Below are 25980 nucleotides of genomic sequence, written 5' to 3'. Positions count from 1 at the left end.
GCCTCGCCGCCACACCCGAACGGGCCCGCCTCCGATGGAGGCGGGCCCGTTCGCGTCGGCGGGTCTCGGGGACTCAGCCGGCGCGGGCCTCGCGCGGCGCCGCCTCGGCCGGCGCGGCCTCGGCCGGCGCGGCCTCGCGCGGCGCGATCGCCGTGCCCACGAGGCCGACGATCGCCGCGACGGCCATCATGACGGCGATCGGCCACCAGTGCCCGGCCTGGGCGAGCAGCGCGGTCGCCGCGAGCGGGGCGAGACCGCCGCCGACGATCGCGCCGGCCTCGCGACCGATCGAGATGCCCGAGTACCGCACGCGCGTGTCGAACATCGCGGTGAAGTAGGCGGGCTGCACGCCGTCGGAGGCCGAGTTCACGATGCCGATCGCGGCGACCACGACGCCGATGATGAGCGCGACCGACCCCGTGTCGAGCACGAGGAAGAGCGGCGCCGCCAGCAGGGCGAAGGCGACGAGGCTCGACACCACGAGGCGGCGCGCGCCGATGCGGTCGCCGAGCGCGCCCCAGAACGGGCAGAGCACCGCGGCGACCGCCGCTCCGACGAGCAGCGCCGTCAGGGTGACCTCGCGGGGCATGCCGACGACCGTCGACGCGAAGCTCAGGCCGAACACCGAGACGACGTAGAAGGTCGTGTTGACCCCGACGCGCACGAGGAAGACGGCGAGCACCCCGCGGGGCCGGCGCAGCACCTCGGCGATGGGCCGACACGCCTCTCGCCGGGCCTCGATCATCGCCACGAACTCGGGCGACTCGTCGACCCGGCGGCGCAGCCGCCAGCCGATCGCGACGAGCACGAGGCTCGCGACGAACGGCACCCGCCAGCCCCAGTCGTAGAGTGCCTGCTCGTCGAGCAGGGCGACGATCACGACGAAGGCGAGGTTGCCGAGGATGAGCCCCAGGTACACTGCGCTCGAGATGAACGCCCCGCGGAACCCCCGTCGCAGTGGCGACTGCTCGAGTGCGAGCAGCACGGCGCCGCTCCATTCGCCGCCCGTCGCGAGGCCCTGCACGAGCCGCAGCACCACGAGCAGCACGGGCGCGAGCGCTCCGACCTGCGCATGGGTCGGCAGCAGGCCGATGAGGGCGGTGGCGACGCCCATCGTGAGCAGCGTCGCCACGAGCACCCGCCGCCGGCCGAAGCGGTCGCCGAGGTAGCCCGAGACGAGGCCGCCGAGCGGGCGCGCGATGAAGCCCGTCGCGAACACGGCGAACGAGAGCAGCAAACTCGTGAGCTCGTCGTCGGCGGGGAAGAACAGCGTCGGGAAGACGAGCGCCGCTGCCGTTCCGTAGAGGAAGAAGTCGTACCACTCGAGCACGGTGCCGAAGGCCGCCGCGGTGACGGCACGGCGGCTCCGCGTCGGGTCGGAGGATGCGACGCCCTCGGCGGGCGCCGTCTCGGTCGTCGTGGCGCTCACGCGGTCACCGCCGCCGTCTGCTCGGTCGCCGACACGGTCGCGAGCGGCACCGCGAAGAACGCCAGTTCGTGTTCGGCCGAGATACGGAATGCCCGCTGCATCCGCTCGCGTACTGCCGGCGTCGCCCGCGAGGCGGCCGCGGTCGTGATCGCGATCGCCTCCCGGGTCGCGATCGCGAACGCCGGGTCGGCATAGGTCGCGAGCCATGAGGCATACGGATGCATCGGGTCGAGCGCCTGCGCCCCGAACTCGCCGGCGGCGAGGCGCTCGCCGAGGTCGGTGTAGATCCAGAAGCACGGCAGCAGCGCGGCCGTCAGCACGGCGTAGTCGCCGCGCGCCGCGGTGGCGAGCAGGTGGTCGAGGTAGGCCGTCGTCGCACCGTCGGGGTCGGTGACCGCGACCGCGCTCTCGCCCGACCCGTCGCGCTCGCTGCGTCCGGCCGCCGGGCCGATCCAGCTCTCGTGCAGCTCGAGCTCGCCGACGATCGAGCCGTGCGCGGAGTTCGCCCAGAACGCCTGCGCCGGAGCATCCGGCGCGAGCTTCGCGGCCTCCGCGAGCACGCGGGCGTAGTCGCGGAGGTAGAGCGCATCCTGGGCGAGGTAGCCGAGGAACGGCTCGCGTGCGAGCGAGCCGTCGGCGAGGCCGCGGATGAAGGGCAACTCGTCGATCGCGTGCCTGACGCCCGCGATGCCCGCCCACCACTCGGCCTCGACCTCGGCCGGAGTGGGCGCGGTGCGAGTGCCACCGCGCGCCCGGAGGCCGGCGAAGTGGTCGATGGGGCCGTGCCCGCTGCCGACGGCGAGCGCCTCGCCGTGGCGCAGCGACTCGCGGAGCCAGCGGCGCGCCTCGGCGATCGCCGCCGACCAGTCGCCGAGTTCGGCCGCGAGGGTCGCGATCGCCGAGGAGAGCGAGCATCCGGTGCCGTGCGTCGCCGTGGTGGCGATGCGGTCGCCGCCGAAGTCGATGATCGTCGCGGTGGCGGCGTCGACGAGTGCGTCGGGGGCAGTGTCGCCGCCGAGGTGTCCGCCCTTCGCGAGCACCCGCACCCCGTATCGCGCCGAGACGCTCTCGGCCTGGGCGATCGCCTCGGCCCACGTCGTCGCGACCGGCAGAGCCGCGACCGGCGGCGCGCTCGGCGCGACCGGCGCGCCCGGCTGCGCATCGCCGGCCTCCGGGAACGCCGCGAGCACCGCGAGTTCGCCGAGGTTCGGCGTGACGAGGTCGGCGAGCGGCAGCAGCTCGCGCAGCGCGGATTCGGCCTCGGTGTCGAGCAGGCGGTCGCCGCTCGTGGCGATCATCACCGGGTCGAGCACGACGATCGGCGGGCGGGTGCGTGCGAGCCACTCGGCGACGGTGCGGATGACCTCGGCGTTCGCGAGCATGCCGAGCTTCACGGCGTCGATCGTGATGTCGTCGGAGATCGCGTCGAGCTGTGCGGCGAGGAAGCTCGCCGGCGGCACGTGCACTTCGCGCACCCCGCGCGTGTTCTGCGCCGTGAGGGCGGTGATCGCGGCCATGCCGTAGCCGCCGACGGCCGAGATCGACTTCAGGTCGGCCTGGATGCCGGCGCCGCCCGAGGGGTCGCTGCCGGCGATGCTCAGCACTCGTGCCGTCATCGCGCCGCCTCCCATCGGTTCGCGAGATCTCGGGAGACGGCCCGCGGGTCGTCGGCCGCGCAGATCGCCGAGACGAGGGCGACGCCCGCGGCACCGGCCTCGCGGAGCGGTGCGACGTCGGCGAGCGCGATGCCGCCGATCGCGACGCACGGCAGCTCCGACTCCGCGGCGAAGCGGCCGAAGCCGTCGATGCCGAGGGCCGGCGGATGATCGGGCTTCGTCGTCGTCGGCCGGATCACGCCGACACCCAGGTAGTCGACCGTGCCACGCGGCATCCGTCGCACCGCCTCGAGGTGGGCCGCCGTGTTGGCGGTGAGGCCGACGACGGCGTCGGGGCCGAGCCGGTCGCGCGCGACGACCACCGCGGCGTCGCCCTGGCCGAGGTGCACGCCGTCGACCGCGATGCCGCTCGCGCGAGCGGCGAGCGCGACATCGAGACGGTCGTTCACGAGCAGGGCCGCCCGGCCGTCGATGACCTCGGCGAGCGCTTCGAGCTGGGCGAGCAGAGCGGATGCCTCCGCACCCTTGTCGCGCACCTGCACCACGCGCACGCCGCCCGCGACGGCCTCGGCGACGACGGGCACGACGCCGCGCTCGCCGCAGAGGGCCGAGTCGGTGACGAGGTAGATCGAGAGGTCGAGCACGGTGCGCGCGATCATGCGATGCCTCCGCGAGCGGCGGCGAGCGTCGCGTCGTCGAGCGTTTCGGCAAGACACGCCGTGTCGGCGAGCGCGCCCGAGACGCGAGCCCGCTCCAGCACATCGTCCGGCCCGACCGCGGCGAGCGCATCGAGGAATCTCGGCGCGAACGTGCCCGGCCCAGCTGCGCCGGCGGCGGCGAGCTCCGCGGCCACCGTGTAGACGAGGGTCGCCGCCACGGCACCGGAGAATGCATCGTCGGCGATCGCGACGAACGCGGCCGTGATCGCACCGAGGGCGCAGCCGCCGCCCGTGACACGAGTGAGCAGCGCGTCGCCGTTCGCGATGCGCACGGTGGAGCGCCCGTCGGTGATGAGGTCGACGGGGCCAGACACGGCGACGACCGATCCGAACCGACCGGCGAGGAGTGCCGCGGCCTCGGCCGCTGCGTCGGTCGAGTCGGCGGCGTCGACACCGCGGCCGCCGGCTCCGACCCCCGCGAGGGCGAGGATCTCGCTCGCATTGCCGCGGATTACGGCCGGCCGCGACTCGACGAGCTCGTGCGCGAGCGCCGTGCGGATCGGCAGCGCGCCGATGGCGACCGGGTCGAGCACCCACGGCGTGCCCGAGTCATGCGCGGCGGCGACGGCTTCGCGAGCCGCGGCGCGCTGTTCGGGAGCCGGCGTGCCGAGGTTCACGAGCAGGCCGTTCGCGATCCGCGCGAATTCGGCAGCCTCCCCGACGATGTCGACCATCGCGGGGGCGGCGCCGATCGCGAGCAGGGCGTTCGCGGTGAATCCCGAGACCACGGTGTTCGTGATGCACTGCACGAGCGGCGTGGCCTCGCGCAATCGGTCGAGCAGTTGTGCGCTCGAGTGGGCAGGGTCGATGGACAGACGATCGCTCAATGCGACATCCCTTCGCTAGTTCGAACTAGATCAGGTTCGACGGGTGTGTTCTCAGCCATGCCCGCTTCGGGTGAAGCGGCGCACGGCACCCCGTGTCACTGCGAAGAAGCCTAGTGGCCGCGGCGGCAGCGGATGGGGAGGAGTGCCCATGGACGAGGAGCAGGGCCGCCCCGTACGTTCGGAGGATGAAGACACGAAGCACGCTCGCAGGTGCGGCCGCGGCGGCCTTGCTCGCCGTAGGCCTCATCGCCGCCCAGCCCGCGCAGGCACAGGTGCCCACGATCGATCTCGGAGCGTCGATCACGTTCTTCAACAACTGCGACCACCGCGTCGGCGTCTCGATCGCGACCGATTGGAAGCCCGGCGGCGTTCAGCCGATCGACGAGTACTTCATCCTCGACGCCGGTGAGAACCGGCACTTCGATGACCTCCAGCCCACTTCGTCGAACGGGACCCTGTACGCGCTCATGTACCGCGTCGCGGCCGACGGCAACGGCTCCGCGATCCTCAAGCAGGGCGTGCTGAGGCAGACCTACGCGGCGCAGGCCTGGTTCGCCTGCGGCTTCCCCGGCTTCACGCTCAAGTAGGAACCCAGCGAGGCGTGGGGCGTCGGACGCAGCTTCGCGATTCCCGAGCGAGTCGACCGTCGAGTTCGTTGAGCCGGCACCGGCGGTAGTCACCCCGCAAGGCCCGCCCTCGCGGCGACCCGGCACCGATGCACCGCTGACGGCACTGCTCGCGGGCGTCGTGCTGGCGCTCGGCGGGATTGCGCTCTCGGCCCGCCGGATGCGGCGCCGAACACGCGTGTAATTCCGGTTACGCCACCCGACGGGGCGCTCGGCAACGAGAACGGGGGCGGATGCCGCGTGGCATCCGCCCCCGATCGGTGCGCGTCGAGTCAGCTCACGCGACGTGCCCGTACGCGCACGACCGCGAATGCCGCCCCGCCCGCGACGAGCAGTGCGAGGGCCAGCCAGCCGAGCAGGTCGACGAACTGGACTCCGGTGGAGGCCAGGCCCGCGCTCGCCGCGGCAGCGCCTGAGCCGGCCGCGGCGACCGCGATCGACGACCTCGCGACCTCGACGCCGTCGATCGTGACGACGATCGAGTGCGCGCCGGCGGGCGTTGCGGCGGGGATGCTCCCCGTGAACGTGAATCCGCCGTCGCCGTTCGTCGTCACCGTGCCGAGCGTCTGCGGCGTCGAGTGGAGCTCGACCGCGAAGTCGTCCACTCCGGGGGCGAGGTCGTTGCCGACGACCGTGATGCGGCCACCGGGCACGAGGTCGCCGGTCACCGCCACCGACCCCTTCACGGTCGTCGGGTCCACGGCCGGCGGCGCCACCACGGTCACGGCGGTCGATGCAGCGGATGCCGCGGAGGTGCCGACGGCGTTCCGTGCGGCGACGGTCGCCGTGTAGTCGCCACCCGCGAGGCCGGTGAAGGTTCGCGTCGTGGTGCCGCCGGGCACCGAGACCGGGCCGCCGCCGTTCAGGGAGACGAGGTACTCCGTGATCGGCGAGCCGCCGTCGGCGGGTGCGGTCCACGACACGGTCAGGTCGTTGCCAGTGACCGTCGCGATCGGCGCGTCGGGCGTGGCCGGTGCCGTCGCGACGACCTCGGGGTCGTATGGCAGCGCCTCGAAGAAGGTGCCGAGCGCCGCGATCGCCTCATCGGCGAACGCGAGCTGCGCGGCGAGCGCGGCGGGGTCGGGCCGGTCGGCGTATCGCCCGGGCAGGTCGTTCACGTACCACCACTCGGTCATGTACTCCTTGTACGTGCCGTCGCCGTTGGAGTGGATCCACTGCTGCGCGATCGGTGCGGGCTGGCCGCCGACGGTGCGCGAGCGGTCGTACTCGAGCAGGTACGGCACCTGCAGCTTCTTCGCCGTGGCGAGCGCCGTCGAGGTGTCGCCGCCCGGGAAGTAGTCGACCTGGCCCGACACTCCGGGCACGTACTGCGTCACGAGGTTCGGCAGGTACTTCGTGACGAGGTCGCCGTAGAAGTCCGCGAACTCCGAGCCCGTGTCGCGGATGTGCAGGTCGCCGCCCGAGTTGCCGTCGAGGCGCAGGTCGAAGAAGTAGACCTTGGCGACGTCGTTCGCGACCGCCTGCCGGTTGACCTCCTTCAACACGGCGCGGGTGTTGTGGCACCACGTTCCGCCGAAGAGGAGCACGTAGTCGCCGTCGCTCTCGAGCAGGTTCACGAGCTCGGGGTAGGTGACCGTCTGCACGCGCCAGTCGGCGTCGGCCTCGCCCAGCACCGTCGCCCCTCCGTAGACGTCGCGGCCGCCGTAGGCCGAGGCGTGCTTGGCGTTCACGACGTCCGAGGTGAACGCGAACTGGTCGCTCGTGTCGAGGTCGGCTGCCGAGCCGAGCACGGCGGCGACCTCCGCCTTGTATGCCGCGAGCGCGGCCGGATCGGCGAGCTGCCCCGCGGTCACCGGTGCCGTGATCGCCGAGACGATGCGATCCTCGGCGCCGCCCTCGAGGTGCGCCGAGTCGTAGACGAAGAGCGTCGGATCGTCGCCGCCGTCGAACGGTGTCTGCGTGTCCTTGCCGAGCGCGTTCGTCACGAGCCGCGCCCAGAGCGGGGCGACATCGGCGTTCATCGTCGTGCGGATGTCGAGACGGTCGCCGTCGAGGCGCGGATCGAAGTTGTAGATGCGCTCGACGCCCGCGGCCTTCGCGACCTCGTCGATCGGGCCGACGGTCGCTGCCGTCTGCGCATCCTCCGGTCCGCCGATGAGGAACGCGAAGCGCCCCTCCTGGCCGAGCAGGTACTCGAATCGCTCGAAGGTGACCGTCTCGAAGACGCTGTCGGGGCCGAGGCCCTCGTAGGCGTCATCGAACCAGTCGACGGTGTCGGTCGGGCTCTCGGCAGCGGCGGCCGCCGGGGCGGCCGCGACGCCGCCGAGCACGACGGTGCCGGCGACGGCGAGCGCGGTCAGCATCGCCGCCCGCCTCTGGGTGGGCTGATGGTCGGGCACGGTGCTTCCTCTCGGTCGGGGGTGGTGCTGCGGGTGGTGGGCCGGGCCGGTCATTCGGGCACGGATGTCTCGTCGGGCCGGTCGCCGCCGACCACCGCGTTCGCGCGGCGTCGGGCGAACAGTCGCTGGCCGAGCAGCGCGAGTGCGCCCACGGCCACGAGGGCGACGAGGATGCCGGCACCGGCGAGCCACTCGGGCGTGGCGCCGGTCGCGGCTGCGGTGTTCTCGACGGCCTCCGCGGTGGGCTTCGCCGTGGCGGTGGGCTTCGCGGTCGGGCGCGGGGCGGCCGAGGCGGGCGGAGCGGTCGCGGCGACGGCGGCCGGCGCGGCGGCTCCCGCGGCGGGAGCGGCCGACGCGTCATCCGAATCGCCCGAGTCGCTGTCCGATGCGCTTCCCGATGTGCTTCCGGAGGTGCCGGGGTTCGGTGCCGGAGCGGGTGCCGGAGCGGGCGCGGGGGCCGGAGCGGGCGCGGGAGCCGGTGCCGGTGCGGGGGCCGGGGCGCTGCCGCCGCCGAACACGGGCGGCGGATCCTCCTGCGTGCTGTCGTACGGGTAGCCGCCGGCGTTCTCGCACGCCCCGAGGTCGAAGTTGATCGAGCAGAGGTCGCAGACGTCGCCGGCGGCCGATGCGGGGCTGCTGCCGATGAGCACGAGCGCCGGCACGCCGATGGCGAGCACGAGGGTCGCCGCGAAGCCGCGGAGGCCGCGAGCGCGGCGAATGGGGCGGGGTCGGGAGGTCATGAGCGTCTTCCTTCTGGTCGGCCGCTTCAGCAGCGGGCGGTGAGTTCGGGGGAGGGGGAGGTGACCGCAGCGGCATCCGCTTCGCTGACGTGCTCGGCCGCCTCGGGGAGGCCGGCGTCGTCGAGGTCGTCGCGGTGCACGGCGCGGCCCGCGAAGATCTCGTCGTCGAGCGCACCGGCGCGACGGGCGACGATCGCGGCGCTCGTGGCCGCGGCGGTGACGTTCGCCATCGTGCTCGCGGTGCCGGCGATGGCGCTGATCGGAATGAGCAGCACGAGCACCTCGATGGGCAGGCCCACGGCGGTCAGCACGGCCGTCGCCGTCACGATCGCGGTGCCGGGCACTCCGGCGGTGCCGAGCGAGACGAGGAGGCCGAGCACGACGAGCACGACGTAGTCGAGCGGCGTGTACTCGATGCCGAGGGCGTTCACCGTGAAGACGGCGACGAGGGTGGGCCAGATGCCGGCGCATCCGGGCATGCCGATCGTCGTGCCGATCGGTGCGGTGAATCCCGCCACCTCGTCGGAGACGCCGATCCTGCGGGTCAACGTCGAGATCGTGAGCGGCAGCGTGCCGATGCTCGACTGCGTCGTGAAGGCCGTGTACTGCGCCGGCGTCAGCAGGCGGAAGAACCGCAACGGGTTCAGGTCGGCGAACACGCGCAGCAGCACGCCGTCGACGAGATAGGCGTCGACGAAGCACGCGACCAGGGCGATGACGAGCACGCCGACGAGGGCGAGCGCCGTCTCGATGCGGGCCACCGCCGTCGAGGTCGTGACGGCCACGAGGGCGAGCACCGCGTACGGGGTCAGGGCGATGATGAAGCCGACGGCCTTGAAGAGCACCCGGCGGGTGGCATCCACGAACTCCTTGAACGGCCGCACCTTCTCGGCGTTCTTGTCGGCGACGATCAGGTAAGAGACCGCGATCAGCAGCGTGAACAGGATGATCGCGATGATGTTGTTCGACGAGATGTCGCCGACGACGTTGTGCGGGAAGAGCCCGACGATGACCTCGTCGAGCGGGGCGAGCAGCCCGGTCAGGGCCGACCCGTCGACGCCGGCGAGCTCGAGGTCCGCCCCTTTGCCGACGCCTGTCGCGAGCGCGAGCCCGAGGGTCAGCAGGATCGCGATGAGGTTCGTCGTGAGGAGCCAGAAGACTGAGCTCAGCCCGATCGTGCGCAGCTTCGCGAGGCTGCCGAGCGAGGTGACGCTCGAGAGCACCGAGACGATGATGAGCGGCGCGACGACGGCCGTGATGACGTTGACGTAGATCGTGCCGATGACGTCGACGTAGTCGAGGTGGCCCTGGAACAGGAGGCCGACGCCGATGCCGACGACGAGGGCCACGACCGTGAGCAGGGTGAATTTCGCGCCCGCGCGGCGCAGCAGGAACAGGCCGGTGAAGAGCACGGCGACGAGGGCGAGGGCGGCGAGCGAGAGCCAGTCGAGGTCAGCCAAGGCGGCCTCCGAGCGGCGCGGCGGCGGTACGGATTCGGTGCATGGGCACGACCGTATTGACCAGCGGATGCCTCCGCTCCACCGGTGTCGCACTGTGAATGCCTATGACGGCATACGTCGGCCAGAGCGCTGATTCGGCGTCGCTCGATGTCGTCGGGTGGCGCTCGGCGACGCCGGATGACGCCGGCCCGCGGCGCCCGTATGACGTTCTGCGACGGACGAGGTCGGGCGGGGCCGGGTCAGACGTTCACGCCGCTGGGCGCGGTCGGACCGCCGAACCAGTGCGCCGGCGCCGGCAGCTCGACGCCCGTCGACGCGAGCGCGATCACGGCGAACGCGTAGATCATGATCGCGATGGTGAGCGCCCCGAGCGCCATCGTGATCGGCACCGCGCGTGAGACCGGCACGCCCTCGCGGCGATAGCGCGGCGCAGCCATGAACGCGATCCACATCGAGGTCGCGGCGAAGCCCGTGATCCACACCGTGCGCAGCGCGTCGCCCTCGAGCGGCGCCGCGACGGCGATGACGAGCGAGGCGATCGACATGGCGAGGCCCGTGTAGGCGAAGAACCGTGCGAAGCCGATGCCGCCGACCTCGTCCTCGCCCGTCCACCACGGTCCGTCCGGGCGGTCCGACTCCTCGGATCCGTCGGGCTCGCGTGCGTCGCTCATGCTGCGATCGTAGAGCGGATGCCGCGGCATCCGCTCGGTGCCCGGCCCGTCTCGGGACGCCCGCCTCTGGTTCTCGGGACACCGCAGGCGTCATGCTGGGGGCCAGGAGGTGCGATGACCGTCAGCGCCGGCCGGGCCCCACGCCGCGCGATGGATCGCGCCCGCGGGCGCAGACTCGCGGCCGTCGGCGTGTTCGCTGCGTCGTGGGCGCTCGTGACGTGCACGGTCGCGGTCGGTCTCGCCCGGGGGCATCCGCTCGTGATGCAGGGCGACCTGCTGCTCCTCGTGCTGTTGAACGCCCTCGCGTGGGGGGTCGTCGGGCCGTTGCTCCTCGCCCGCCGCGTCGGCTTCGTGAGCCTCGTGATCTGCGCGGCGGCGCTCGGGTCGGGAGTCTCGGCGCTCGCGCTCCAGTTCGCTCGAGCCGCAGGCGACCACGGCGACGCGGGAGTGGTGGAGGGTGTCGCCGAGGCGCTCTGGATCCCCGGCACGCTCATCGCGTTCTCGGTCGCGGCACTGCGCATCAGCGCGCGACCGGCTTCGATCGCCGACCGCGCCCTCGTCGGCGCGGGAGTCGCGGCGAGCCTCACCGTGTTCATCGGTTCCGTCGTGCCGAACGCTGCCGGGGGCCTCGTGACCGCGACGTCGATCGCGCAGACGGTGGTGGTCGGCCTGGCCGTCGTGACGGGAGGGATCCTCGCAGGGCGGCTCGCGACGTGGTCGCGGAGCGATCGTCGGGGTCTCGTCTGGCTCGTGGCCGGGCAGTGGCTCATGGTCTGCTTCGTCGGGCCGACGCTGCTCGTCGCGGTGCCCGCCGTCGCCGGATTCCTCGGCGATGCCCTCGTGCTGGCGCCGGCGTTCGCAATCGCGTTCATGCCGGCCGCGGTCGTGGTCGGGGCACTCGGCCAGGAGCTGCTCGCCCCCGAGGCGGAATTCAACCGAAGGGTCGTCTCGGGGCTCGTCGTCGTCACCCTCGTGGCCGCCTACGTCTTCCTCGCCGTCGCGCTCGCCGCGGTGCTGCCGGTGCCGCCCACGATCGCCGGCGTCGTGGTGGTCGTCGTGCTCGCGATCGGCTTCGCGCCGGTGCAGCGCCGCATCGAGCGCAGTGTCGATGCCGCCGTCTACGGGGATGCCGCGGATCCGGCGGAGCTGCTGCGACGTCTCGGCGGCCGGCTCGGCGACGGAGCCGAACTCGACGCGCTCGTCGCGGGACTGCTCGACACCCTTCGGCTCGGGCGTCTCGAGATCCGCTCCGACGAGCACGAGGAGGTCGGTGCCGCGGCCGGTTCGGGAGAGGGGCTCACGATCGAGCTGCCGCTTCGCAGCGCCGACGAGGTCGTCGGACGCATGATCGTGACGGCGGCGGGTTCGCACGGACTCGATCGCCGCGTCATCCGCGTACTCGACCAGATCGGCGGCGTGCTGGCACTCGCCGTGCAGCTCGCCGCCCTCAACCGAGAACTCGAGGAGACACGCGACCGTGCCCTCGTGGTCGGGCGGGAGGAGCGGCGGATGGTGCGGCGCGAACTGCATGTCGGGCTCGCGCCCGTGCTCGCCGGGGCGTCGACGCGACTCGACCTCGCGCGCGGCGCGCTCGGGGTCGACGATGCCGCCGCCCACCGCGAACTCGCCGCGATCCGCGCCGAGCTCGCCGCGCGCACCGAGGAGGTGCGCGACCTGGCCCGCACGCTGCTGCCGGGCGCGCTCGACGCGGGAGACCTCGACACGGCGCTCCGCGACCTCGCCGAGCGCTTCTCGAGCGACGGGCTGCTGATCAGCGTCGAGTCCGGCGGGGCCGATCTGCTCGACCCGGCGCGGCAGGCCGCGATCCACCACATCCTCGCGGAGGCGGCGCTGCTCGCCCGGCGGTGCGCGGTGTCGGTCACCGACCCGAGCACGGTCTCGATGCGCGTGAACGTGGATGCGCGGAGCGCGGTCGTCGTCATCGGCATCGATGCGCCGATCGCGGCCGACGAGATGCAGGCGGCCCTCGACTCGATCGAGGAGCGAGCGCGGGAACTGGGCGGCGACGTCGACGCCACCTCGGGGGCCGCCGGCCACGAGATCCGGGTGGAGGTGCCGCGATGAGGCGCACGGGGCATCCGCTCATCGCGATCGGCGTGCTGGTGGCCGCCTGGGCGCCGGCCATCGCCTCGGTCGCGATCGCCTGGGCTGCAGGGCTTCCGGAGGTGCCGCTGCCGCGCACCTTCCTCTCGCAGGCGTCGCCGGCCGTCTCGAGTCGGTTCGACGACATCGGGGTGACGGTCGCCATCATCTACGGTGCGCTCAGCGCCGTGCTCATCGCCCGACGGCCGCACCCGGTCGCGATCATCCTCGCGGTGCACGCGATCGGCTCGGGCCTCGCCGCATTCGGCGTGCAGTGGGGGCTGCTCGGCGAGCAGGTACCGGGGCTGCCGCTGTGGGGCCCACTCGGGCACGCCGGCGGGTGGGGATTCGTGCTCGGAACCTTCGCGACCACCGTCGTGCCGCTGCTCCTCCTGCCGCGGCCGCTGCCGCCATGGCAGCGTGCGCTGGTGGTGCTCGGCCTCGCGCTCGCCGTGGTCGCCTTCGTCATCGCGATCACGAACCAGTCGCCGGCGCTGCCGCCGAATCCGCTCGCCGTGCAGAACCCGGCGTACCAGGCCGCCCTGCCGAGTGCCTATGCCGCCGTCTCCGCCGCCGCCGTCGCGGTCTCGGCCGTCGTCGTCGGCATCCTCCTCGCGCGCTGGGCGCAGGCCGTGCCGGGGCGCCGATCGCGTCTCGCCTGGTTGACGGTGGGTCAGCTCTTCCTCACCCTCTCGTACGGCTCGCTCATCGTTCCCGGCGACCTCGACCTGCCCCGCTTGGTGTGGGACTTCGGCATGGTGGCACCCGTGATCGGCCAGATCTTCTACCCGGCGGCGGTGCTCGTGATGGTGCTCGGGCCGCGACTGCGCGGCATCGACACGGCGGTGGCGCGCGTGCTCTCGGGGCTGATCCTCGCGGTCGCGGCCGCTGGCGGGTACCTCGTGCTGAGCACCGTGCTCGGCTCGGTCGTCGACTGGCCGATCGAGGCGATCGGCATCGTCGCGGCCGCGGTCGTCGTGCTCGCCCTCCAGCCCGGCCGGCGCTGGCTGCAGGAACGGGTCGACCGGCTCGTCTACCCCGACGGGCGACGGCCCGCCGACCTCATGCGACGGCTCGGCGAGCGACTCGGGGCGATCGAGTCGGGGCGCGACGGCCTCGCCTCCCTCGTCGACGGACTCCGCGAGGTGTTCCGGCTCGGGGTCGTGGAGATCGATTCGGCCGGCGCTGCCGGGCCGAGCGCGCGGTCGGGAGGAGGATCGCCGACCCTCGAGCTCCGTCTTCGCTCCGCCGGTTTGGAGATCGGCGTGCTCGCCGTCGGCCCGCGCCAGGGCGAGCGGATGCCGCGGCGCGTGCACGACGAACTGGAGGAGCTCGTCGGCCCCATCGCGACCGCGCTCCTCCTCGTGCAGGCGGGCGATGCGCTCGAGCACGCTCGCGACCACGTGGTGGCTGCCCGGCAGGCCGAGCGTCGATCGCTGCGCCGCGAACTGCACGACGGCATCGGTCCGGCCCTGGCCGGCATCGGCTTCGGGCTCGCGGCCGTCGAGAACCTCGCGGGCGACGACCCGGATGCCGCGCGCGCCCTCGCCGCTCGCCTCGGCGATGATCTCCGGGCCCGCCTCGTCGACGTGCAGGACCTCGCCCGCGAACTCCGCCCGGAGCGGGTTCGTCACGACCTCGCCGCCGAGCTCGCCGGCCTGGCCGAGGACTTCTCGGCCGCCGGGCCGTCGATCGTGCTCGAGGTCGCCGGCGCGGGCGCCGTGCCCTCCGAGTGGCGGGACGCGGTCTACCTCATCGCCGCCGAGGCGGTGCACAACGCCGTGCGTCACGCCGCGGCATCCGTCATCGCACTGCGCGTCGTCGTGGGCGACGGCGAAGTGGTGCTCACCGTCGACGACGACGGCATCGGGTTCGGGCACGAACCGCGAGACGGAGCCAGCGTCTCCGGGGCCGGTGCCGGTCTCGGTGCCGGCGGCGCCACCGAGGGCGGCGTCGGTCTCGCGTCGATGCGCGAGCGTGCGGGCGAGGCGGGCGCAGTGCTCGAGGTGCGTTCGGGTCCTGAGGGCAGCTCGGTGCGGGTCGCGTTCCCGCTCGTTCGTGAGCCATACTCCAAGCCAGAGGAGGTTCCCGCGTGAACGCCGATCGCATCCGACCGACAGGCTCCGCCGTGGCCGGCGACCGCGCCGCCGCCATTCGCGTCGTCGTGGTCGACGACCACCCGGTCTTCCGCATCGGCATCGCGGCGCTGCTCGAGACGCTCGACGGCGTCAGCGTCGTCGGCTCGGCCGCGAGTGAAGACGCGGCGGTCGAACTCGTGCTCGCCACCGCCCCCGACGTCGTGCTCATGGACCTCGACCTCGGCGACGGCTCGGGCGTCGACGCGACCCGCCGGATCCTCCGCGAGCGGCCCGGGACCGGCGTGCTCGTGCTCACGATGCTCGGCGACGACGAGTCGCTCTTCGCATCGGTGCGCACCGGCGCCCGCGGCTACCTGTTGAAGACCGCGTCACCGCAGGAGGTCGAGCGGGCGATCCACGCCGTCGCGGCGGGCGAGCTGCTGCTCGGCGGGGAGGTCGCGCGTCGCGCGGTGTCGTTCCTCAGCGGTGCGAAGCGGGCCGGCGGCTCGCCGTTCCCCGAACTCACCGAACGTGAGCGCGAGGTGCTCGAGCTCGTCGCCCAGGGGCGCGACAACCCCGCGATCGCGAGGGTGCTCGTGCTCACGAGCAAGACCGTGCGCAACTACGTGTCGGCCGTCGCGACGAAGCTCGGCGCGGCCGACCGGGGCAAGCTCATCGTGCTCGCCCGCGAGGCCGGGTACGGCGGCGCCGCGGAGCAGCCGGCGCCCTGATGCATCCGGGCTGTCCCCGACCCTGATCGAGGACATCGGGCACTGGTTTCCGGGACGCCGGGCCGACGACGCTCGAATGGTGCGAATCCATCCCATGATCCCGGCGGCCGCGAGTGCCGCCCTCCTCGTCGTCGCCCTCGCGGGCTGCGCGCCCGACATGGCGGTCACTGGTGGGGCCGTCGATGCAGCCGCCGGTGCGGCCACCGACCCGAATGCCCCGGCCGGCGTGCCCGAGGTCTGCCTCGACACCTTCGCGACCGCGTTGGCCGCCGCGTCGCTCGACGACCTCGCCCTGCTGCCCCCGGACTGGCCGGAGCCCGTGACCGGCTCGACGCTCTGCGTGACGAGCGAGACGGTCGGCGGCTCGCGCGAGAGCGCCGAGTACGCGACCGATGCCGACGCCGCCGCGGTGCTCGCGCACTTCGAGCAGGCGCTTCCCGCGGAGTACGCGGCGGTGCGAACCGAAGGCGCCTTCGGCGACGAGGTGCTGACCGGCACCGCCGGTGATGTCGTCTTCGAGATCGGCACCGGCGACGGCCGATTCTCGATCGACCTGCTCGCCGAGTAGTCGAACCGTCAACCTCTCGAACACGAACCTCTCGAACCCAACCCTTGAAAGGAACCACCTTCATGAGCACCATCGATCCCGACCTCGCCCTCACCACCCCAGCGCGCACGACGACGGCGACAGCGGCGCGCGCGCCGCGTGACCGCGCCTGGCCGTTGTGGGGCGCGGCAGCCGGCCTCCTCGGCTTCGCCGCGACCGTCGTCTTCGACGCCCGGCCGACGAGCGAGATGGAGGCCGCCGACCGCGGCGAGTCCGTCATCGTCGACCCGAGCCTCATGGACGAGCTCACGCGCATGCCCAACTACCTCGGCTTCCTCGTGGGCTTCGCCGCGGTCGCGGCGCTCATCGTGTTCGCCGCGGCCTGGAAGGCACGGGTCGAGACCCGGTTCACCCGGTCGATCGCCGCCCGCGTCGTGAGCGGCGGCCTGCTCGTCACCGCCGCCGGACTGACCCTCGCCTACGGTTGGAAGGGCGCGCTCGCGAACTACGGCTACGACGGCCCGGAGGCCGGCCTCTACGAGGACGACGGACTGTTCGTCTACTTCATGCTCACCGACTTCGGCCCGTACATCCCGTGGCTCGGCGTGCTCATCATGGCGTTCGCGCTGGGGTGGATGGCGTGGCGCGAGCGCACGATCTCGCGCGTGCTCGGCACGGTGAGCGTCATCTACGGACTGCTCGTCGTCGGCGGCTTCGTCGTAATGGGGGTTCCCGGGCTCGCCGGGCCCGCGAGCGGCCTCTGGCTCGCCATCGCGTGCATCTGGCTGTCGCTCGGTTCGAGCCGCGTCACCGAACGCATCGCCTGACGGGCGGCGCCGCAACTCTCGTCGAGGAGGGCGACGAGAACGTCGACGGGCCGGCCCGACTCCGATCGGTCCGTCGATGCAAGGGGAAAGGGCGGATGCCGCGACTCGCGCTCACTGCGCGCGGGTCGCGGCATCCGTTCGTCTGCGCCAGGCCGTCAGCACTCGCGCGCGACATCGTTACGTTCCCGAGATCGTTCGAGCGCTTCCGATCGGATAGCTTCAGGTCACCCGAATCCGAGAGGACCCACCCACCCGTGCCTATTCGTCGCATCGTCGCGCCCACTCTTGCCCTCGGCCTCGCCGCCATCGTCAGCCTCGGGCTGGCCAATTCGGTCGCCTTCGCCGACGACCTGGTTCCCGGCGACCCCTCGCAGTCCACGATGCCCGGCTTCCCGCCGTCCTCCGGAATCCCCGGTTTCCCGTCGGGCCCGCCGACGACGCCGCCGGTCACGGAGACCAAGACACTCGTGCTCTCGCCGAGCAAGTCCGTTACGAAGCCCGGCGTACCGGTCACGTTCGAGGTGACCGTGCTGGCTAGCGAAGGCGGCGCTCCGCTCGACCCGCAGCCGGAGCTCGAGTACCACCTCGGTACGGACGCCGGCGGCGACATCGTCGAGGGGCTCACCGTGACTGCAACGTCCTCCGGACCCCGTTCCGTCTTCGTCCGATCGGGCAGCCAGTACGGCACGACGTCGCTCACCGTCGTGGGCGACCCGGTCGCGCTTCAGATCACGCCGAGCGCGACGAGCGTCGCGAAGGGCGGCTCGCTCGCGTTCACGGTCACGGGCACCGACAAGTGGGGCACGCCGATCGACGGCAGCGACGCGGTGCTCACGAGCTCGGTCGGCACCGACATCGTCGACGGCCAGACCGTCACCTTCCCGACGGCGAGCCCGCACACGATCACCGCGACGCTCGCCGGAGTGACCGCGTCGGTCACCGTCGAGGTCGCGGCATCAGCGGCCGCGCCTGCCGCGCAGGCCGGGCTCGCCGAAACGGGTGCGGCCCCGCTGGAAGCCGGCCTGATCGCGGCGCTGATGCTGCTCGCCGGTGCCGCCGCTTCAGCGTTCACGATCGCGCGTCGTCGCGCTCAGCGCCAGTAGTCGCTTCACCCACCGCTCGCTCCCCGGTCATGCCTGCATGGCCGGGGAGTCGTGCGTTCGGGCGCGGGCGCGGGCGCGCACATCGAGTTCGCGCCGGATGTCGATCTCGGCGATTCCCGTTCGACGCCACAATGAGAGCGGAGACACCGCCTCGGAAGGAAACGATCATGCGCACCCTCATCGTCACCGAGTTCATCAGCCTCGACGGCGTCATCGACTCGCCCGGCGGCGGTTCGCACCCGCGGGCGGGCTGGACCTTCACGGACATCCCCTTCGTCGAGGAGGCCTACGAGATCAAGGGGCGCGAGCAGGTCGAGGCCGGCGCCATGCTCCTCGGCCGCGTCAGCTACGACGAGTTCGCTCCCGTCTGGCCGACGATGGACGACGAGTTCGCCGAGTACAACGCCATGCCGAAGTACGTCGTCTCGAGCACCCTGACCGACCCCGAGTGGAACAACACGCACGTGCTGCGCTCGCTCGACGACGTTGCGAAGCTCAAGGAGGGCGACGGCGCGCCCATCATCGTGCACGCCAGCGCCACCCTCGCGCAGGGTCTCGCCGCAGCCGGTCTCGTCGACCGCTACCACCTGCTCGTCTTCCCGGTGCTGCTCGGCGACGGCAAGCGACTCTTCGGCGGCGGCGACCCGTACACGCACCTCGACCTCGTCGAGTGCGAGGCCTACTCCAACGGCATCGTCAAGCAGGTCTTCGACGTCAAGCGCTGAGTCGCCGTTTCTCGCGCACGTAGACCTCGCGGCGCACCCGGGCGACGACGTCGCCGTCACGATCGATGATCTCGGTCTCGAACCATTCGAGCACCTTCGCGCCGCCGCGGGCGCGCTCGCGCAGTTCGGCCGTCTTCTCGGGCGATACCGCGAAGTGCGCGGTCAGCACACCGCGTCCCGGCTTCACGAACTCGATCTCGCCGCGGGTGTCCCACACGACGTAGTCGCGCCCGATCTGGTGCATCACGAGCATGAAGAAGTAGGGGTCGGTCATCGCCGACATCGATCCGCCGAACGCGGTCTTCACGTAATTACGCGTGAAGACGTTGACGTGCAGCTCGACGGTCGCGCTCGTCCAGTCGGGGGCGAAGCGCTTCACGCGGATGCCGCTGAACAGGTTGGGGATCCAGAGGCTCATGCCGATCGCGAGGCGGCGGGGTGTCACGTGCATGCCGACGAGTCTTGCGCGAGCGGCCGGATGTCGCGAACGGGTTGTCGGAGGTCGACAACGCCGGCGGATCGCCGCGCGGCGAGCGCCGAGCTGACGCGATCGATGGCGAAGCCGATGACCAGCGCGATGGCGATGCCGAGGAGCGCCGCGAGCAGCGGGTTGCCCGAGAGCCACTGGCCCGCGAACAGTCCGATCGCGACGGAGTACACGGCCCAGCTGAGTGCGGCGAGGGCGGAGAGCGGCAGGAACCGCCGGCGTGACAGGCCGGCGGCTCCCGCGGTGACGTTGACGGCGACCCTCCCGACGGGGATGTAGCGGGCGGTGAGGATGAGCACCGTCGCGCGACGGTCGAGGCCGTCGCGCGCCCAGGCGATCGCACGCCGCACGGAATCGCGCCGCATCCACTTCCAGCGGTCGACTCCCACGGTGCGCCCGATCGTGTACGCGATGTTGTCGCCGACGAACGCACCCACCGATGCGGCGATCACGGCACCGGCGAGCATCGCCCAGTCGCCGGTCGCCGCACCGGCGGCTGCCGCTGCGATGACGACCGTCTCGCTCGGCACGGGCGGGAAGAATCCGTCGATGACGCACACGACGAGGATCACCACGAAGACCCACGGCGACTGCACGAGTGAGAGCACGATGTCGGTCAGGAACTCCATGCCTCCGACGCTACGAACGGGGTTGTCGCCATCGCGTCCCCCCGTCGTCGCATCCGCGTAGTACCCCGGTAGGGGAATTCGCGTGGGCCGACTGCCCCGCTGGGTCTAGGCGCTACACCGAGGCGACAGCGGATGCCTCGGCGACCGAGCGCAGCCCGTCGATGAGCGGCGTCGTCGGCCGGCCGATGAGGCGCGAGAGCGTGCCATCCGTCTCGGCGAGCACGCCGCCCCGGATGCCCGTGTCGATGCCGGCGACGAAGCCGGCCGTGCCGGCGTCGAGGCCGAACGACTCGAGGGCGGCGACGTGCTCGTCGGTCGTGAGCGGCGTGTACGTCACGTCGCGGCCGACGACCTCGGCGGCGGCCGCTGCGAGCTCGTCGTAGCTCCACGCGACGTCGCCGCCGAACTCGTAGACCTCGCCGAGGTGGCCGTCCTCGAGCAGCACCACGGCGGCGCCCTCGGCGAAGTCGACGCGGGTGGCGCTTGCGACGCGCCCGTCGGCGACGGACGCCGCGATCACGCCGGTCGACGCGGCGCGCGCGACATCCGCTGCGTAGTTCTCGGTGTACCAGTTGTTGCGCACGATCACGGCGGGGATTCCCGATGCCGCGATGGCCTCCTCGGTGGCCTTGTGGTCGGGCGCGAGCACGAAGTCGGCGGTGGTGGCCTGCGGTGCGCTCGTGTAGACGAGCTTCGAGACCCCGGCGGCCTTCGCGGCGTCGATCACGTTCCGGTGCAGTGCGACGCGGTTGCCGGGCTCGGAGGCCGAGACCAGCAGCACGGTGTCGACGCCGTCGAGCGCCGGTGCGATGGTCTCGGGCCGTGCGTAGTCGAGCTCGGCGGTGCGGATGCCGCGGGCGGCGAGGTGCTCGAGCTTCGACGTGTCGCGGGCGGTCGCAACGATGTCGGCGGGGGCGGCGCCGCGGGCGAGCAGTGCGTCGACGACGAGGCGGCCGAGCTGGCCAGAGGCTGCGGTGACGAGGATGGTCATGGTTGGGTGGTCCTTCCGGTTGCGGTCACTGTCAGCAACCGGATGCCGCGCACCAACCTTCCCTGTCGGTGGTACCCACTTTGAAGTAAGGTACCCACATGACGGTAAGTCTTGCGGAGATCCGGGCAGCCTCGGGTGAAGTCTTCACCGAGGGATGTCCGACCCGAGTGGTGCTCGATCACATCATGAGCAAGTGGGGCGTGCTCGTGCTGCTCGCCCTCACCGACGGCACGCATCGATGGGGCGAGCTGCGCCGCGAGGTGCAGGGCATCAGCGAGAAGATGCTCGCCTCGACGCTGCGCACCCTCGAGGCCGACGGCATCGTCGCGCGCACGTCGTACCCCGAGGTGCCACCGCGCGTCGAGTACGCGTTGACCGACCTCGGCCGGGAGCTCATGGAGCACATGCTGCCGCTCGTGCAGTGGGTCGCGGTGCGCGCCGACGGCATCGTGCAGGAAGCCTGACGCGGCGGCTTCGCCGCGCCGCCGCCCTGCTGCCTGCTGCCTGCTGCCTGCTCAGATGATGGTGGGGAGCACTCCACCATCTGCTCGGAGCGCCGCGCCGTTCGTCGCCGAGGAGCGTGGGCTGGCCAGGAATGCCACGAGGTTCGCGATCTCGGCGGGCTCGGTGAACCGCTGGATGAGCGACGAGCTGCGCACGAGGCTCGACTTCAGTGCGTCGGGTGACATGGCGTGCGCCGCGGCGATCTGCTCGACGGTTGCAGCGACGCCGTCGGAGTAGGTCGGTCCGCCGAGCACGGTGTTCACCGTGACCCCGGTGCCCCGGGTGAGTTTCGCGAGCCCGTTGCCCAGCGCGAGCGCAGCCGCCTTCGTGGCCCCGTAGTGGATCATGTCGCCCGGCACGTCGACCGCCGACTCGGTGCCGATGAAGATGATCCGCCCCCACCCCTTCTCGAGCATGGGGTCGAGGAGCCGGCGCGACAGGCGGACGCTGCTCATCACGTTGGTCTCGAAGTATCGCAACCAGTCGTCGTCGTCGATGTCGGCGAAGCGCGCGACGTCGAAGAGTCCCACGTTGTTGATCAGCACGTCCACCTCGCCGAGCGAGTCGAGGAGGGTGCGCGACTGCTGGGCGTGAGCGAGGTCGGCCACGATACCTGCGACATCGCCGCCGGGAGCGGCCGCGCGGAGCCGCTCGACCGCATCGGCGACTCGGTGTTCACTGCGCCCGTTGATGACGACGGATGCTCCTTCGGCCAGGAGCGCTTCGGCCACGGCGTACCCGATTCCCTGGGTGGATCCGCTGACGAACACCTTCTTGTCGGCGAGTTCGAGGTCCATGTGCTGTGCATCCTTCCCGGCTGCGTTCGCAGCGGTAATTACTTTCCTGAGAAAGTGAACGTATCAAGGTTTCACTTTCCTGAGCAAGTCATCGAGTAGGGTGAACGCGTGACGGCAATGGAATCCACCGACGAGTTCGACCGCGAAGAACTCGAGACCTGGTCGGCCCTTGCGACGCTCCTCGAGTGGATGCCGGCGACGCTCGACGCGCAGTTGAAGCGAGATTCGGGGATCAGCCATTTCGACTTCGGGATCCTCTTCGCCCTCTCGCGCGCCGAGGACGGCACCCTCCGCATGAGCGACCTCGCCGGCTTCGCCAACAGCACGTTGTCACGTCTCTCGCGTGCGGTGGACCGGCATGAGCGCGAAGGATGGGTTCGCCGCGCACCCGATCCGGCCGACGGTCGCATCACCCTCGCGACGCTGACGAGCGAGGGCCGCGACTTCGTTCGCGCATCGACGCCCGGTCATGTCCAGCTCGTGCGGGAGGTCGTGTTCGACTCGCTCACCCGCGCGCAAGCACAGCAGCTGAGGATCATCAGCCGGCGCATCACGGGTGCCGTTCGCTCTCAGGGCGGATGGCAGCCTTCCAACTGATGCTTCCGGTCTGCCGGCGCGCGCGGCCGTCTCGTCGATACGGCGAAGCCCGGCCGGTTGCGTGCGCTCCGCGCCGAACCGCCCTACCATCGGAGGAGCGCACCGGCACCCCCACCCGACGTCGCCCCCGCGTCGACCCCCCGCTCGTCGGTGCGCCAGCCCAGGAGCCCGAGTGACGACCCACCCCGACGACCAGCCCGTGTTCGGGCTCGGCGCGTCCGACGGCGAGCTCGCGCCACGGCAGGGTCGCCGCAGCGCCGATGCCGGCGGAACCCTGCGCCCGCGACGCCTTCCGGCGCCGGAGTGGGGGCGGCATCCGTCGCCGCGCGACGTGCAGCGCTACTACCTCTGCAGCGAGGAGCCGAGCGGCGAGTTCGTCGAGGTCATCATTCCGGTGACCGATGCCGGCCGCATCCGCTACTTCACGACGAGCGACGGCGATGAGCTGACCGAGGTCGACGAGGACTACTTCGTGCGCCGTCGCGAGGGCAACGCCCGGTCGCTCCTCGAGCTCGACGCGCGCGAGATGGCCGAGCTGCAGGCCGAGCTCGACTTCGTGCGCCCCGTGCTCGGGCGCGATCCGCTCGCCGAGGCGGCCGCAGCGGCGGCGGTGACGGATGTCGCGGAGCCGGTCGATCTCGCGGAGCCGGCGGATCTCGAGCAGCTCGACGACGTCGCAGCCGACGAGAGCGAGCCGACCGAGGTCATCGATCTCCCGTACCCGGTGCACGCCGCCGGCCCACACGACCATGACGACGACGACCAGATGATCGACGACCAGATGATCGAGGAGTACCACCCAGTGATCGGTTCAAACAGGTTCGAGCAGGTCGAGCCCGCGGCATCCGCGATGCCCGCCAATGTGACGCAGATGCCGATCTCGGTGACCGGCCCCATCGCGCCGCTCGCGCCCGCAGCACCGGCAGCCCAGCCCGCGCCCGCCGTCGACGCGGCAGCCCAGGTCGCGCTCGCCAAGGGCATCGCGTTCGCCGCCCACCGCGGCCAGCTCGACCGCATCGGCGCCGAGTACATCGACCACCCCGGCCGCATGGCCGAGCGCTTCGACCCGCTCACCGAGCCCGTGCTCGTTGCGGCGGCCTGGCTGCACGACGTGCTCGAAGACACGTCGGTCACCGCCCAGAACCTGCTCGAGGCCGGCGTGCAGCGCGAGGTCGTCGAGGTCGTGCAGCTCCTGACCCGCACTCCGGATGTCGCGGACGACGAGTACTACGCGCGCATCCGCCGTCACCCGGTGGCCCGCCGCGTGAAGCTCGCCGATCTCGACGACAACACGGCGCCGTGGCGCGTGCGCCGTCTCGAGTTCGACGCGCAGGTGCGCCTCGCCGAGAAGTACCGCCACGCGCGCGAGGCGCTCAGCGCGAGCTGACCCCGCACCCCCAGGATGGGGCGTTGACATCTCGCAGCGAAACGCGCCGAATTCGAAAATTCGTTGCTGCGGCGAACCCCTCCGCCCCGCTACGTTTGACCCAGAGATCGGCCTTCTGGGGCCGCGTGCCGGGCACGACGACGTGCCGGCCCGCCCGTCGGAGGGCATCGATCGCAGTGAAGCGAGAGAGGGGAACTACCGATGAGAACCGCACCCCGCAACATCCGATGGCGCCGTCGCGCGCTGGCCCTGGCCGGGGCCCTGCTGCTCGGCTCGTCCCTGGTGACGGCCACGGCAGCCACGGCAGAGGACGATCCGCGCATCGACCTGCCGCCGGGCTACCTCGACGCCCAGACGGCGACGAGCAACATCGAGCTGCTCGCGAGCCTGCCTCGCGTCGCGCCGTTCGACGCCGCGCCCGGCAACTTCGGGTTCGTCAACTCCGACCTGGCGTTCTCGGGCGACAACGCCATCGTCGGCAACTTCAACGGCTTCCAGGTCTACGACGTGTCGGATGCCGCGGCGCCCACGCTGCGCGGCTCGTTCGTGTGCCCCGGCGGTCAGGGTGACGTCTCGGTCTACGGCGACCTGCTCTTCATGTCGGTCGAGGAGTCGCGTGGCCGCATCGACTGCGGCACGCAGGGTGCTCCGGGCGCGGTGAACGCCGAGCGGTTCCGCGGCGTGCGCATCTTCGACATCAGCGACATCGACAACCCCGTGCAGCTACCGGGCGTGCAGACCTGTCGCGGCTCGCACACGCACACGCTCGTGAGCGACCCCGACGACAGCGAGAACGTCTACATCTACAACTCGGGCACGTCGGGCGTGCGCTCGCCGCTCGAGCTCGCGGGCTGCGAGAACCACCCGGCGACCCAGGACCCGGTGACCGAGGGCAACCCGACGCAGTGGCGCATCGACGTCATCAAGGTGCCGCTCGCCGACCCGGCCTCGGCCGCCATCGTGAGCCAGCCGCGCATCTTCAGCGACCCTGAGACCGGAGCGTTCAACGGACTGCAGAACGGCCCGACGCAGCCGCTGCACCCGTCGGGCACGCCGTACTCGCCAAACCCGAACACCAACACGTGCCACGACATCACGGCGTTCCCCGAGATCGGGCTCGCTGCGGGTGCGTGCCAGGGCAACGGAATCCTGCTCGACATCTCCGACCCGGCGAACCCGGTGCGGCTCGACGCCGTCTCCGACGTGAACTACTCGTACTGGCACTCGGCGACGTTCAACAACGACGGCACCAAGGTCGTCTTCACCGATGAGTGGGGCGGCGGCACCGCCGCTCGCTGCCGCGTGACCGACCAGCCCGAGTGGGGCGCGAACGCGCTCTTCGACATCGTCGACGGCAAGCTCGAGTTCAAGAGCTACTACAAGCTGCCGGTGCCGCAGACCGCGCAGGAGAACTGCGTGGCCCACAACGGTTCGATCGTGCCGGTGCCCGGTCGCGACATCATGGTGCAGGCCTGGTACCAGGGCGGCCTCTCGATCATCGACTTCACCGACACGGCGAACCCGACCGAGATCGCCTACCTCGACCGCGGCCCGGTGAACACGCCGAACCCCGCCGGGCTGAACCTCGCCGGGTACTGGTCGACCTACTGGTACAACGGCAACGTGCTCGGCAGCGAGATCGCGCGCGGCTTCGAGAGCCTCGCGCTCACGGCGAGCGATCAGCTCTCCGAGAACGAGATCGCCGCAGCCGGCGAGATCGAGCTCGCCGAGTTCAACGCGCAGCTGCAGTCGAAGCTGGTGCACGCGCCGAGCTTCGCGGTCGCGCGTTCGTACGTCGACCAGGCCGAGCGCGACGGCAGCCTCAGCGGCAACGCGCTGAAGCAGGTGAACAAGTCGATCGACCAGGCCGAGAAGCTCGCGGCCGGGTCTGCCGGTGACGACGCCATCGTCGACCAGCTCGGCAATGCGGCTGAGAAGTCGGGCGCTGCGGCCGACTCCGCGTTGGTGCAGGCGCTGAACGCGCTGGCGGCGACCTTCGGATGATCCATGCGGGAGGCCGCTCGTC

The 25980-nt window shown here is 71.8% G+C and carries 24 protein-coding genes and 1 riboswitch; of the genes, 12 read left to right on the top strand and 12 right to left on the bottom strand.

Annotated features, from left to right (window positions below; translation table 11 throughout):
- Positions 1-73 precede the first annotated feature (73 nt).
- The 4 genes from VPH61_RS17500 to thiM all read right to left on the bottom strand — a co-directional run bounded on the left by VPH61_RS17500 (position 74) and on the right by thiM (position 4591).
- Positions 74-1429 carry an MFS transporter gene (locus VPH61_RS17500; protein ID WP_332064790.1) on the bottom strand — a complete coding sequence of 452 codons (1356 nt, stop codon included), beginning with the start codon at positions 1427-1429 and terminating at the stop codon, positions 74-76.
- Positions 1426-3045 carry a bifunctional hydroxymethylpyrimidine kinase/phosphomethylpyrimidine kinase gene (locus VPH61_RS17495; protein ID WP_332064789.1) on the bottom strand — a complete coding sequence of 540 codons (1620 nt, stop codon included), beginning with the start codon at positions 3043-3045 and terminating at the stop codon, positions 1426-1428. Before VPH61_RS17495 ends, VPH61_RS17500 begins: the two co-directional genes overlap by 4 nt.
- The gene (gene thiE / locus VPH61_RS17490) at positions 3042-3704 is read right to left on the bottom strand and encodes a thiamine phosphate synthase (protein WP_332064788.1); all 663 of its coding nucleotides are present in this window, start codon (positions 3702-3704) and stop codon (positions 3042-3044) included. The genes VPH61_RS17495 and thiE overlap by 4 nt, the downstream gene beginning before the upstream one ends.
- Positions 3701-4591, bottom strand: a complete 891-nt coding sequence (thiM, locus tag VPH61_RS17485; protein WP_332064787.1) for a hydroxyethylthiazole kinase — start codon at positions 4589-4591, stop codon at positions 3701-3703. Before thiM ends, thiE begins: the two co-directional genes overlap by 4 nt.
- Positions 4582-4694, bottom strand: a riboswitch (TPP riboswitch). Its footprint overlaps the gene before it by 10 nt.
- Before the next feature lie 82 nt (positions 4695-4776).
- Here thiM and VPH61_RS17480 point away from each other — a divergent pair.
- The gene (locus tag VPH61_RS17480; protein ID WP_332064786.1) at positions 4777-5178 is read left to right on the top strand and encodes a hypothetical protein; all 402 of its coding nucleotides are present in this window, start codon (positions 4777-4779) and stop codon (positions 5176-5178) included.
- Between the two features lie 311 nt (positions 5179-5489).
- Here VPH61_RS17480 and VPH61_RS17475 read toward each other — a convergent pair whose 3' ends face one another.
- The 4 genes from VPH61_RS17475 to VPH61_RS17460 form a co-directional block, all read right to left on the bottom strand.
- The gene (locus VPH61_RS17475) at positions 5490-7577 is read right to left on the bottom strand and encodes a fibronectin type III domain-containing protein (RefSeq protein WP_332064785.1); all 2088 of its coding nucleotides are present in this window, start codon (positions 7575-7577) and stop codon (positions 5490-5492) included.
- 50 nt (positions 7578-7627) lie between these two features.
- Entirely contained in the window at positions 7628-8317 is a 690-nt protein-coding gene (locus VPH61_RS17470; RefSeq protein WP_332064784.1) for a hypothetical protein, read from the bottom strand.
- A 26-nt stretch (positions 8318-8343) separates the two neighbouring features.
- Positions 8344-9777, bottom strand: coding sequence for a dicarboxylate/amino acid:cation symporter (locus VPH61_RS17465; RefSeq protein ID WP_332064783.1), 1434 nt, complete (start codon positions 9775-9777; stop codon positions 8344-8346).
- A 239-nt stretch (positions 9778-10016) separates the two neighbouring features.
- Positions 10017-10448 (bottom strand): hypothetical protein, encoded by a 432-nt coding sequence (locus VPH61_RS17460; RefSeq protein ID WP_332064782.1) that lies wholly within the window; start codon positions 10446-10448, stop codon positions 10017-10019.
- A gap of 114 nt (positions 10449-10562) precedes the next feature.
- On the opposite strand from VPH61_RS17460, the gene VPH61_RS17455 reads away from it, so the two are divergent.
- From VPH61_RS17455 to VPH61_RS17425, 7 genes are all read left to right on the top strand, one after another.
- On the top strand, positions 10563-12533 hold the full coding sequence (locus VPH61_RS17455) for a hypothetical protein (protein WP_332064781.1): 1971 nt from the start codon (positions 10563-10565) through the stop codon (positions 12531-12533).
- A complete protein-coding gene (locus tag VPH61_RS17450; RefSeq protein ID WP_332064780.1) occupies positions 12530-14647 on the top strand; it encodes a sensor histidine kinase in 2118 nt (705 codons plus the stop codon). Before VPH61_RS17455 ends, VPH61_RS17450 begins: the two co-directional genes overlap by 4 nt.
- Positions 14644-15360: a response regulator transcription factor gene (locus VPH61_RS17445; protein ID WP_332064779.1), complete on the top strand. Its 717-nt coding sequence runs from the start codon at positions 14644-14646 to the stop codon at positions 15358-15360. The genes VPH61_RS17450 and VPH61_RS17445 overlap by 4 nt, the downstream gene beginning before the upstream one ends.
- 94 nt (positions 15361-15454) lie before the next feature.
- The gene (locus VPH61_RS17440) at positions 15455-15928 is read left to right on the top strand and encodes a hypothetical protein (RefSeq protein ID WP_332064778.1); all 474 of its coding nucleotides are present in this window, start codon (positions 15455-15457) and stop codon (positions 15926-15928) included.
- A 62-nt stretch (positions 15929-15990) separates the two neighbouring features.
- Complete coding sequence (locus VPH61_RS17435) at positions 15991-16734, top strand: hypothetical protein (RefSeq protein ID WP_332064777.1); 744 nt, start codon at positions 15991-15993, stop codon at positions 16732-16734.
- A 254-nt stretch (positions 16735-16988) separates the two neighbouring features.
- Entirely contained in the window at positions 16989-17837 is an 849-nt protein-coding gene (locus VPH61_RS17430) for a hypothetical protein (RefSeq protein ID WP_332064776.1), read from the top strand.
- A gap of 167 nt (positions 17838-18004) precedes the next feature.
- Positions 18005-18562 carry a dihydrofolate reductase family protein gene (locus VPH61_RS17425; protein ID WP_332064775.1) on the top strand — a complete coding sequence of 186 codons (558 nt, stop codon included), beginning with the start codon at positions 18005-18007 and terminating at the stop codon, positions 18560-18562.
- Here VPH61_RS17425 and VPH61_RS17420 read toward each other — a convergent pair.
- From VPH61_RS17420 to VPH61_RS17410, 3 genes are all read right to left on the bottom strand, one after another.
- A complete protein-coding gene (locus VPH61_RS17420) occupies positions 18552-19013 on the bottom strand; it encodes a DUF4442 domain-containing protein (protein ID WP_332064774.1) in 462 nt (153 codons plus the stop codon). The two genes, VPH61_RS17425 and VPH61_RS17420, sit on opposite strands and share 11 nt — an antisense overlap.
- Positions 19004-19678, bottom strand: coding sequence for a DedA family protein (locus VPH61_RS17415; RefSeq protein ID WP_332064773.1), 675 nt, complete (start codon positions 19676-19678; stop codon positions 19004-19006). The genes VPH61_RS17420 and VPH61_RS17415 overlap by 10 nt, the downstream gene beginning before the upstream one ends.
- Before the next feature lie 112 nt (positions 19679-19790).
- Positions 19791-20669 carry an SDR family oxidoreductase gene (locus tag VPH61_RS17410; RefSeq protein ID WP_332064772.1) on the bottom strand — a complete coding sequence of 293 codons (879 nt, stop codon included), beginning with the start codon at positions 20667-20669 and terminating at the stop codon, positions 19791-19793.
- A 98-nt stretch (positions 20670-20767) separates the two neighbouring features.
- Between VPH61_RS17410 and VPH61_RS17405 the strand changes: the two genes are divergently transcribed.
- The gene (locus tag VPH61_RS17405) at positions 20768-21133 is read left to right on the top strand and encodes a winged helix-turn-helix transcriptional regulator (RefSeq protein WP_332064771.1); all 366 of its coding nucleotides are present in this window, start codon (positions 20768-20770) and stop codon (positions 21131-21133) included.
- Between the two features lie 51 nt (positions 21134-21184).
- Here VPH61_RS17405 and VPH61_RS17400 read toward each other — a convergent pair whose 3' ends face one another.
- Entirely contained in the window at positions 21185-21970 is a 786-nt protein-coding gene (locus VPH61_RS17400) for an SDR family NAD(P)-dependent oxidoreductase (RefSeq protein WP_332064770.1), read from the bottom strand.
- Between the two features lie 117 nt (positions 21971-22087).
- Here VPH61_RS17400 and VPH61_RS17395 point away from each other — a divergent pair, with 117 nt between their 5' ends.
- The 3 genes from VPH61_RS17395 to VPH61_RS17385 all read left to right on the top strand — a co-directional run bounded on the left by VPH61_RS17395 (position 22088) and on the right by VPH61_RS17385 (position 25958).
- Positions 22088-22567: a MarR family winged helix-turn-helix transcriptional regulator gene (locus VPH61_RS17395; protein ID WP_332064841.1), complete on the top strand. Its 480-nt coding sequence runs from the start codon at positions 22088-22090 to the stop codon at positions 22565-22567.
- Positions 22568-22739: 172 nt separating this feature from the next.
- Positions 22740-23954, top strand: coding sequence for a hypothetical protein (locus tag VPH61_RS17390; RefSeq protein WP_332064769.1), 1215 nt, complete (start codon positions 22740-22742; stop codon positions 23952-23954).
- A gap of 201 nt (positions 23955-24155) precedes the next feature.
- Positions 24156-25958 carry an LVIVD repeat-containing protein gene (locus VPH61_RS17385; protein ID WP_332064768.1) on the top strand — a complete coding sequence of 601 codons (1803 nt, stop codon included), beginning with the start codon at positions 24156-24158 and terminating at the stop codon, positions 25956-25958.
- Positions 25959-25980 lie beyond the last annotated feature (22 nt).

It is taken from the genome of Agromyces sp. CCNWLW203 (genome assembly GCF_036576125.1).
Lineage (GTDB): Bacteria > Actinomycetota > Actinomycetes > Actinomycetales > Microbacteriaceae > Agromyces.
Note: the sequence above shows the minus strand (reverse complement) of the source record. Positions and strands in the feature narration are given on the sequence as shown.

Excerpts from the sequence above, each read along its gene's own strand:
- VPH61_RS17425 (WP_332064775.1), top strand. The coding sequence starts at position 18,005 with ATGCGCACCCTCATCGTCACCGAGTTCATCAGCCTCGACGGCGTCATC.
- VPH61_RS17480 (WP_332064786.1), top strand. The coding sequence starts at position 4,777 with ATGAAGACACGAAGCACGCTCGCAGGTGCGGCCGCGGCGGCCTTGCTC.
- VPH61_RS17395 (WP_332064841.1), top strand. The coding sequence starts at position 22,088 with ATGGAATCCACCGACGAGTTCGACCGCGAAGAACTCGAGACCTGGTCG.
- VPH61_RS17415 (WP_332064773.1), bottom strand. The coding sequence starts at position 19,678 with ATGGAGTTCCTGACCGACATCGTGCTCTCACTCGTGCAGTCGCCGTGG.
- VPH61_RS17385 (WP_332064768.1), top strand. The coding sequence starts at position 24,156 with ATGAGAACCGCACCCCGCAACATCCGATGGCGCCGTCGCGCGCTGGCC.
- VPH61_RS17470 (WP_332064784.1), bottom strand. The coding sequence starts at position 8,317 with ATGACCTCCCGACCCCGCCCCATTCGCCGCGCTCGCGGCCTCCGCGGC.
- VPH61_RS17435 (WP_332064777.1), top strand. The coding sequence starts at position 15,991 with ATGAGCACCATCGATCCCGACCTCGCCCTCACCACCCCAGCGCGCACG.
- thiE (WP_332064788.1), bottom strand. The coding sequence starts at position 3,704 with ATGATCGCGCGCACCGTGCTCGACCTCTCGATCTACCTCGTCACCGAC.
- VPH61_RS17405 (WP_332064771.1), top strand. The coding sequence starts at position 20,768 with ATGACGGTAAGTCTTGCGGAGATCCGGGCAGCCTCGGGTGAAGTCTTC.
- VPH61_RS17455 (WP_332064781.1), top strand. The coding sequence starts at position 10,563 with ATGACCGTCAGCGCCGGCCGGGCCCCACGCCGCGCGATGGATCGCGCC.
- VPH61_RS17410 (WP_332064772.1), bottom strand. The coding sequence starts at position 20,669 with ATGACCATCCTCGTCACCGCAGCCTCTGGCCAGCTCGGCCGCCTCGTC.
- VPH61_RS17420 (WP_332064774.1), bottom strand. The coding sequence starts at position 19,013 with ATGCACGTGACACCCCGCCGCCTCGCGATCGGCATGAGCCTCTGGATC.
- VPH61_RS17440 (WP_332064778.1), top strand. The coding sequence starts at position 15,455 with ATGATCCCGGCGGCCGCGAGTGCCGCCCTCCTCGTCGTCGCCCTCGCG.
- VPH61_RS17400 (WP_332064770.1), bottom strand. The coding sequence starts at position 21,970 with ATGGACCTCGAACTCGCCGACAAGAAGGTGTTCGTCAGCGGATCCACC.
- VPH61_RS17495 (WP_332064789.1), bottom strand. The coding sequence starts at position 3,045 with ATGACGGCACGAGTGCTGAGCATCGCCGGCAGCGACCCCTCGGGCGGC.
- VPH61_RS17450 (WP_332064780.1), top strand. The coding sequence starts at position 12,530 with ATGAGGCGCACGGGGCATCCGCTCATCGCGATCGGCGTGCTGGTGGCC.
- VPH61_RS17460 (WP_332064782.1), bottom strand. The coding sequence starts at position 10,448 with ATGAGCGACGCACGCGAGCCCGACGGATCCGAGGAGTCGGACCGCCCG.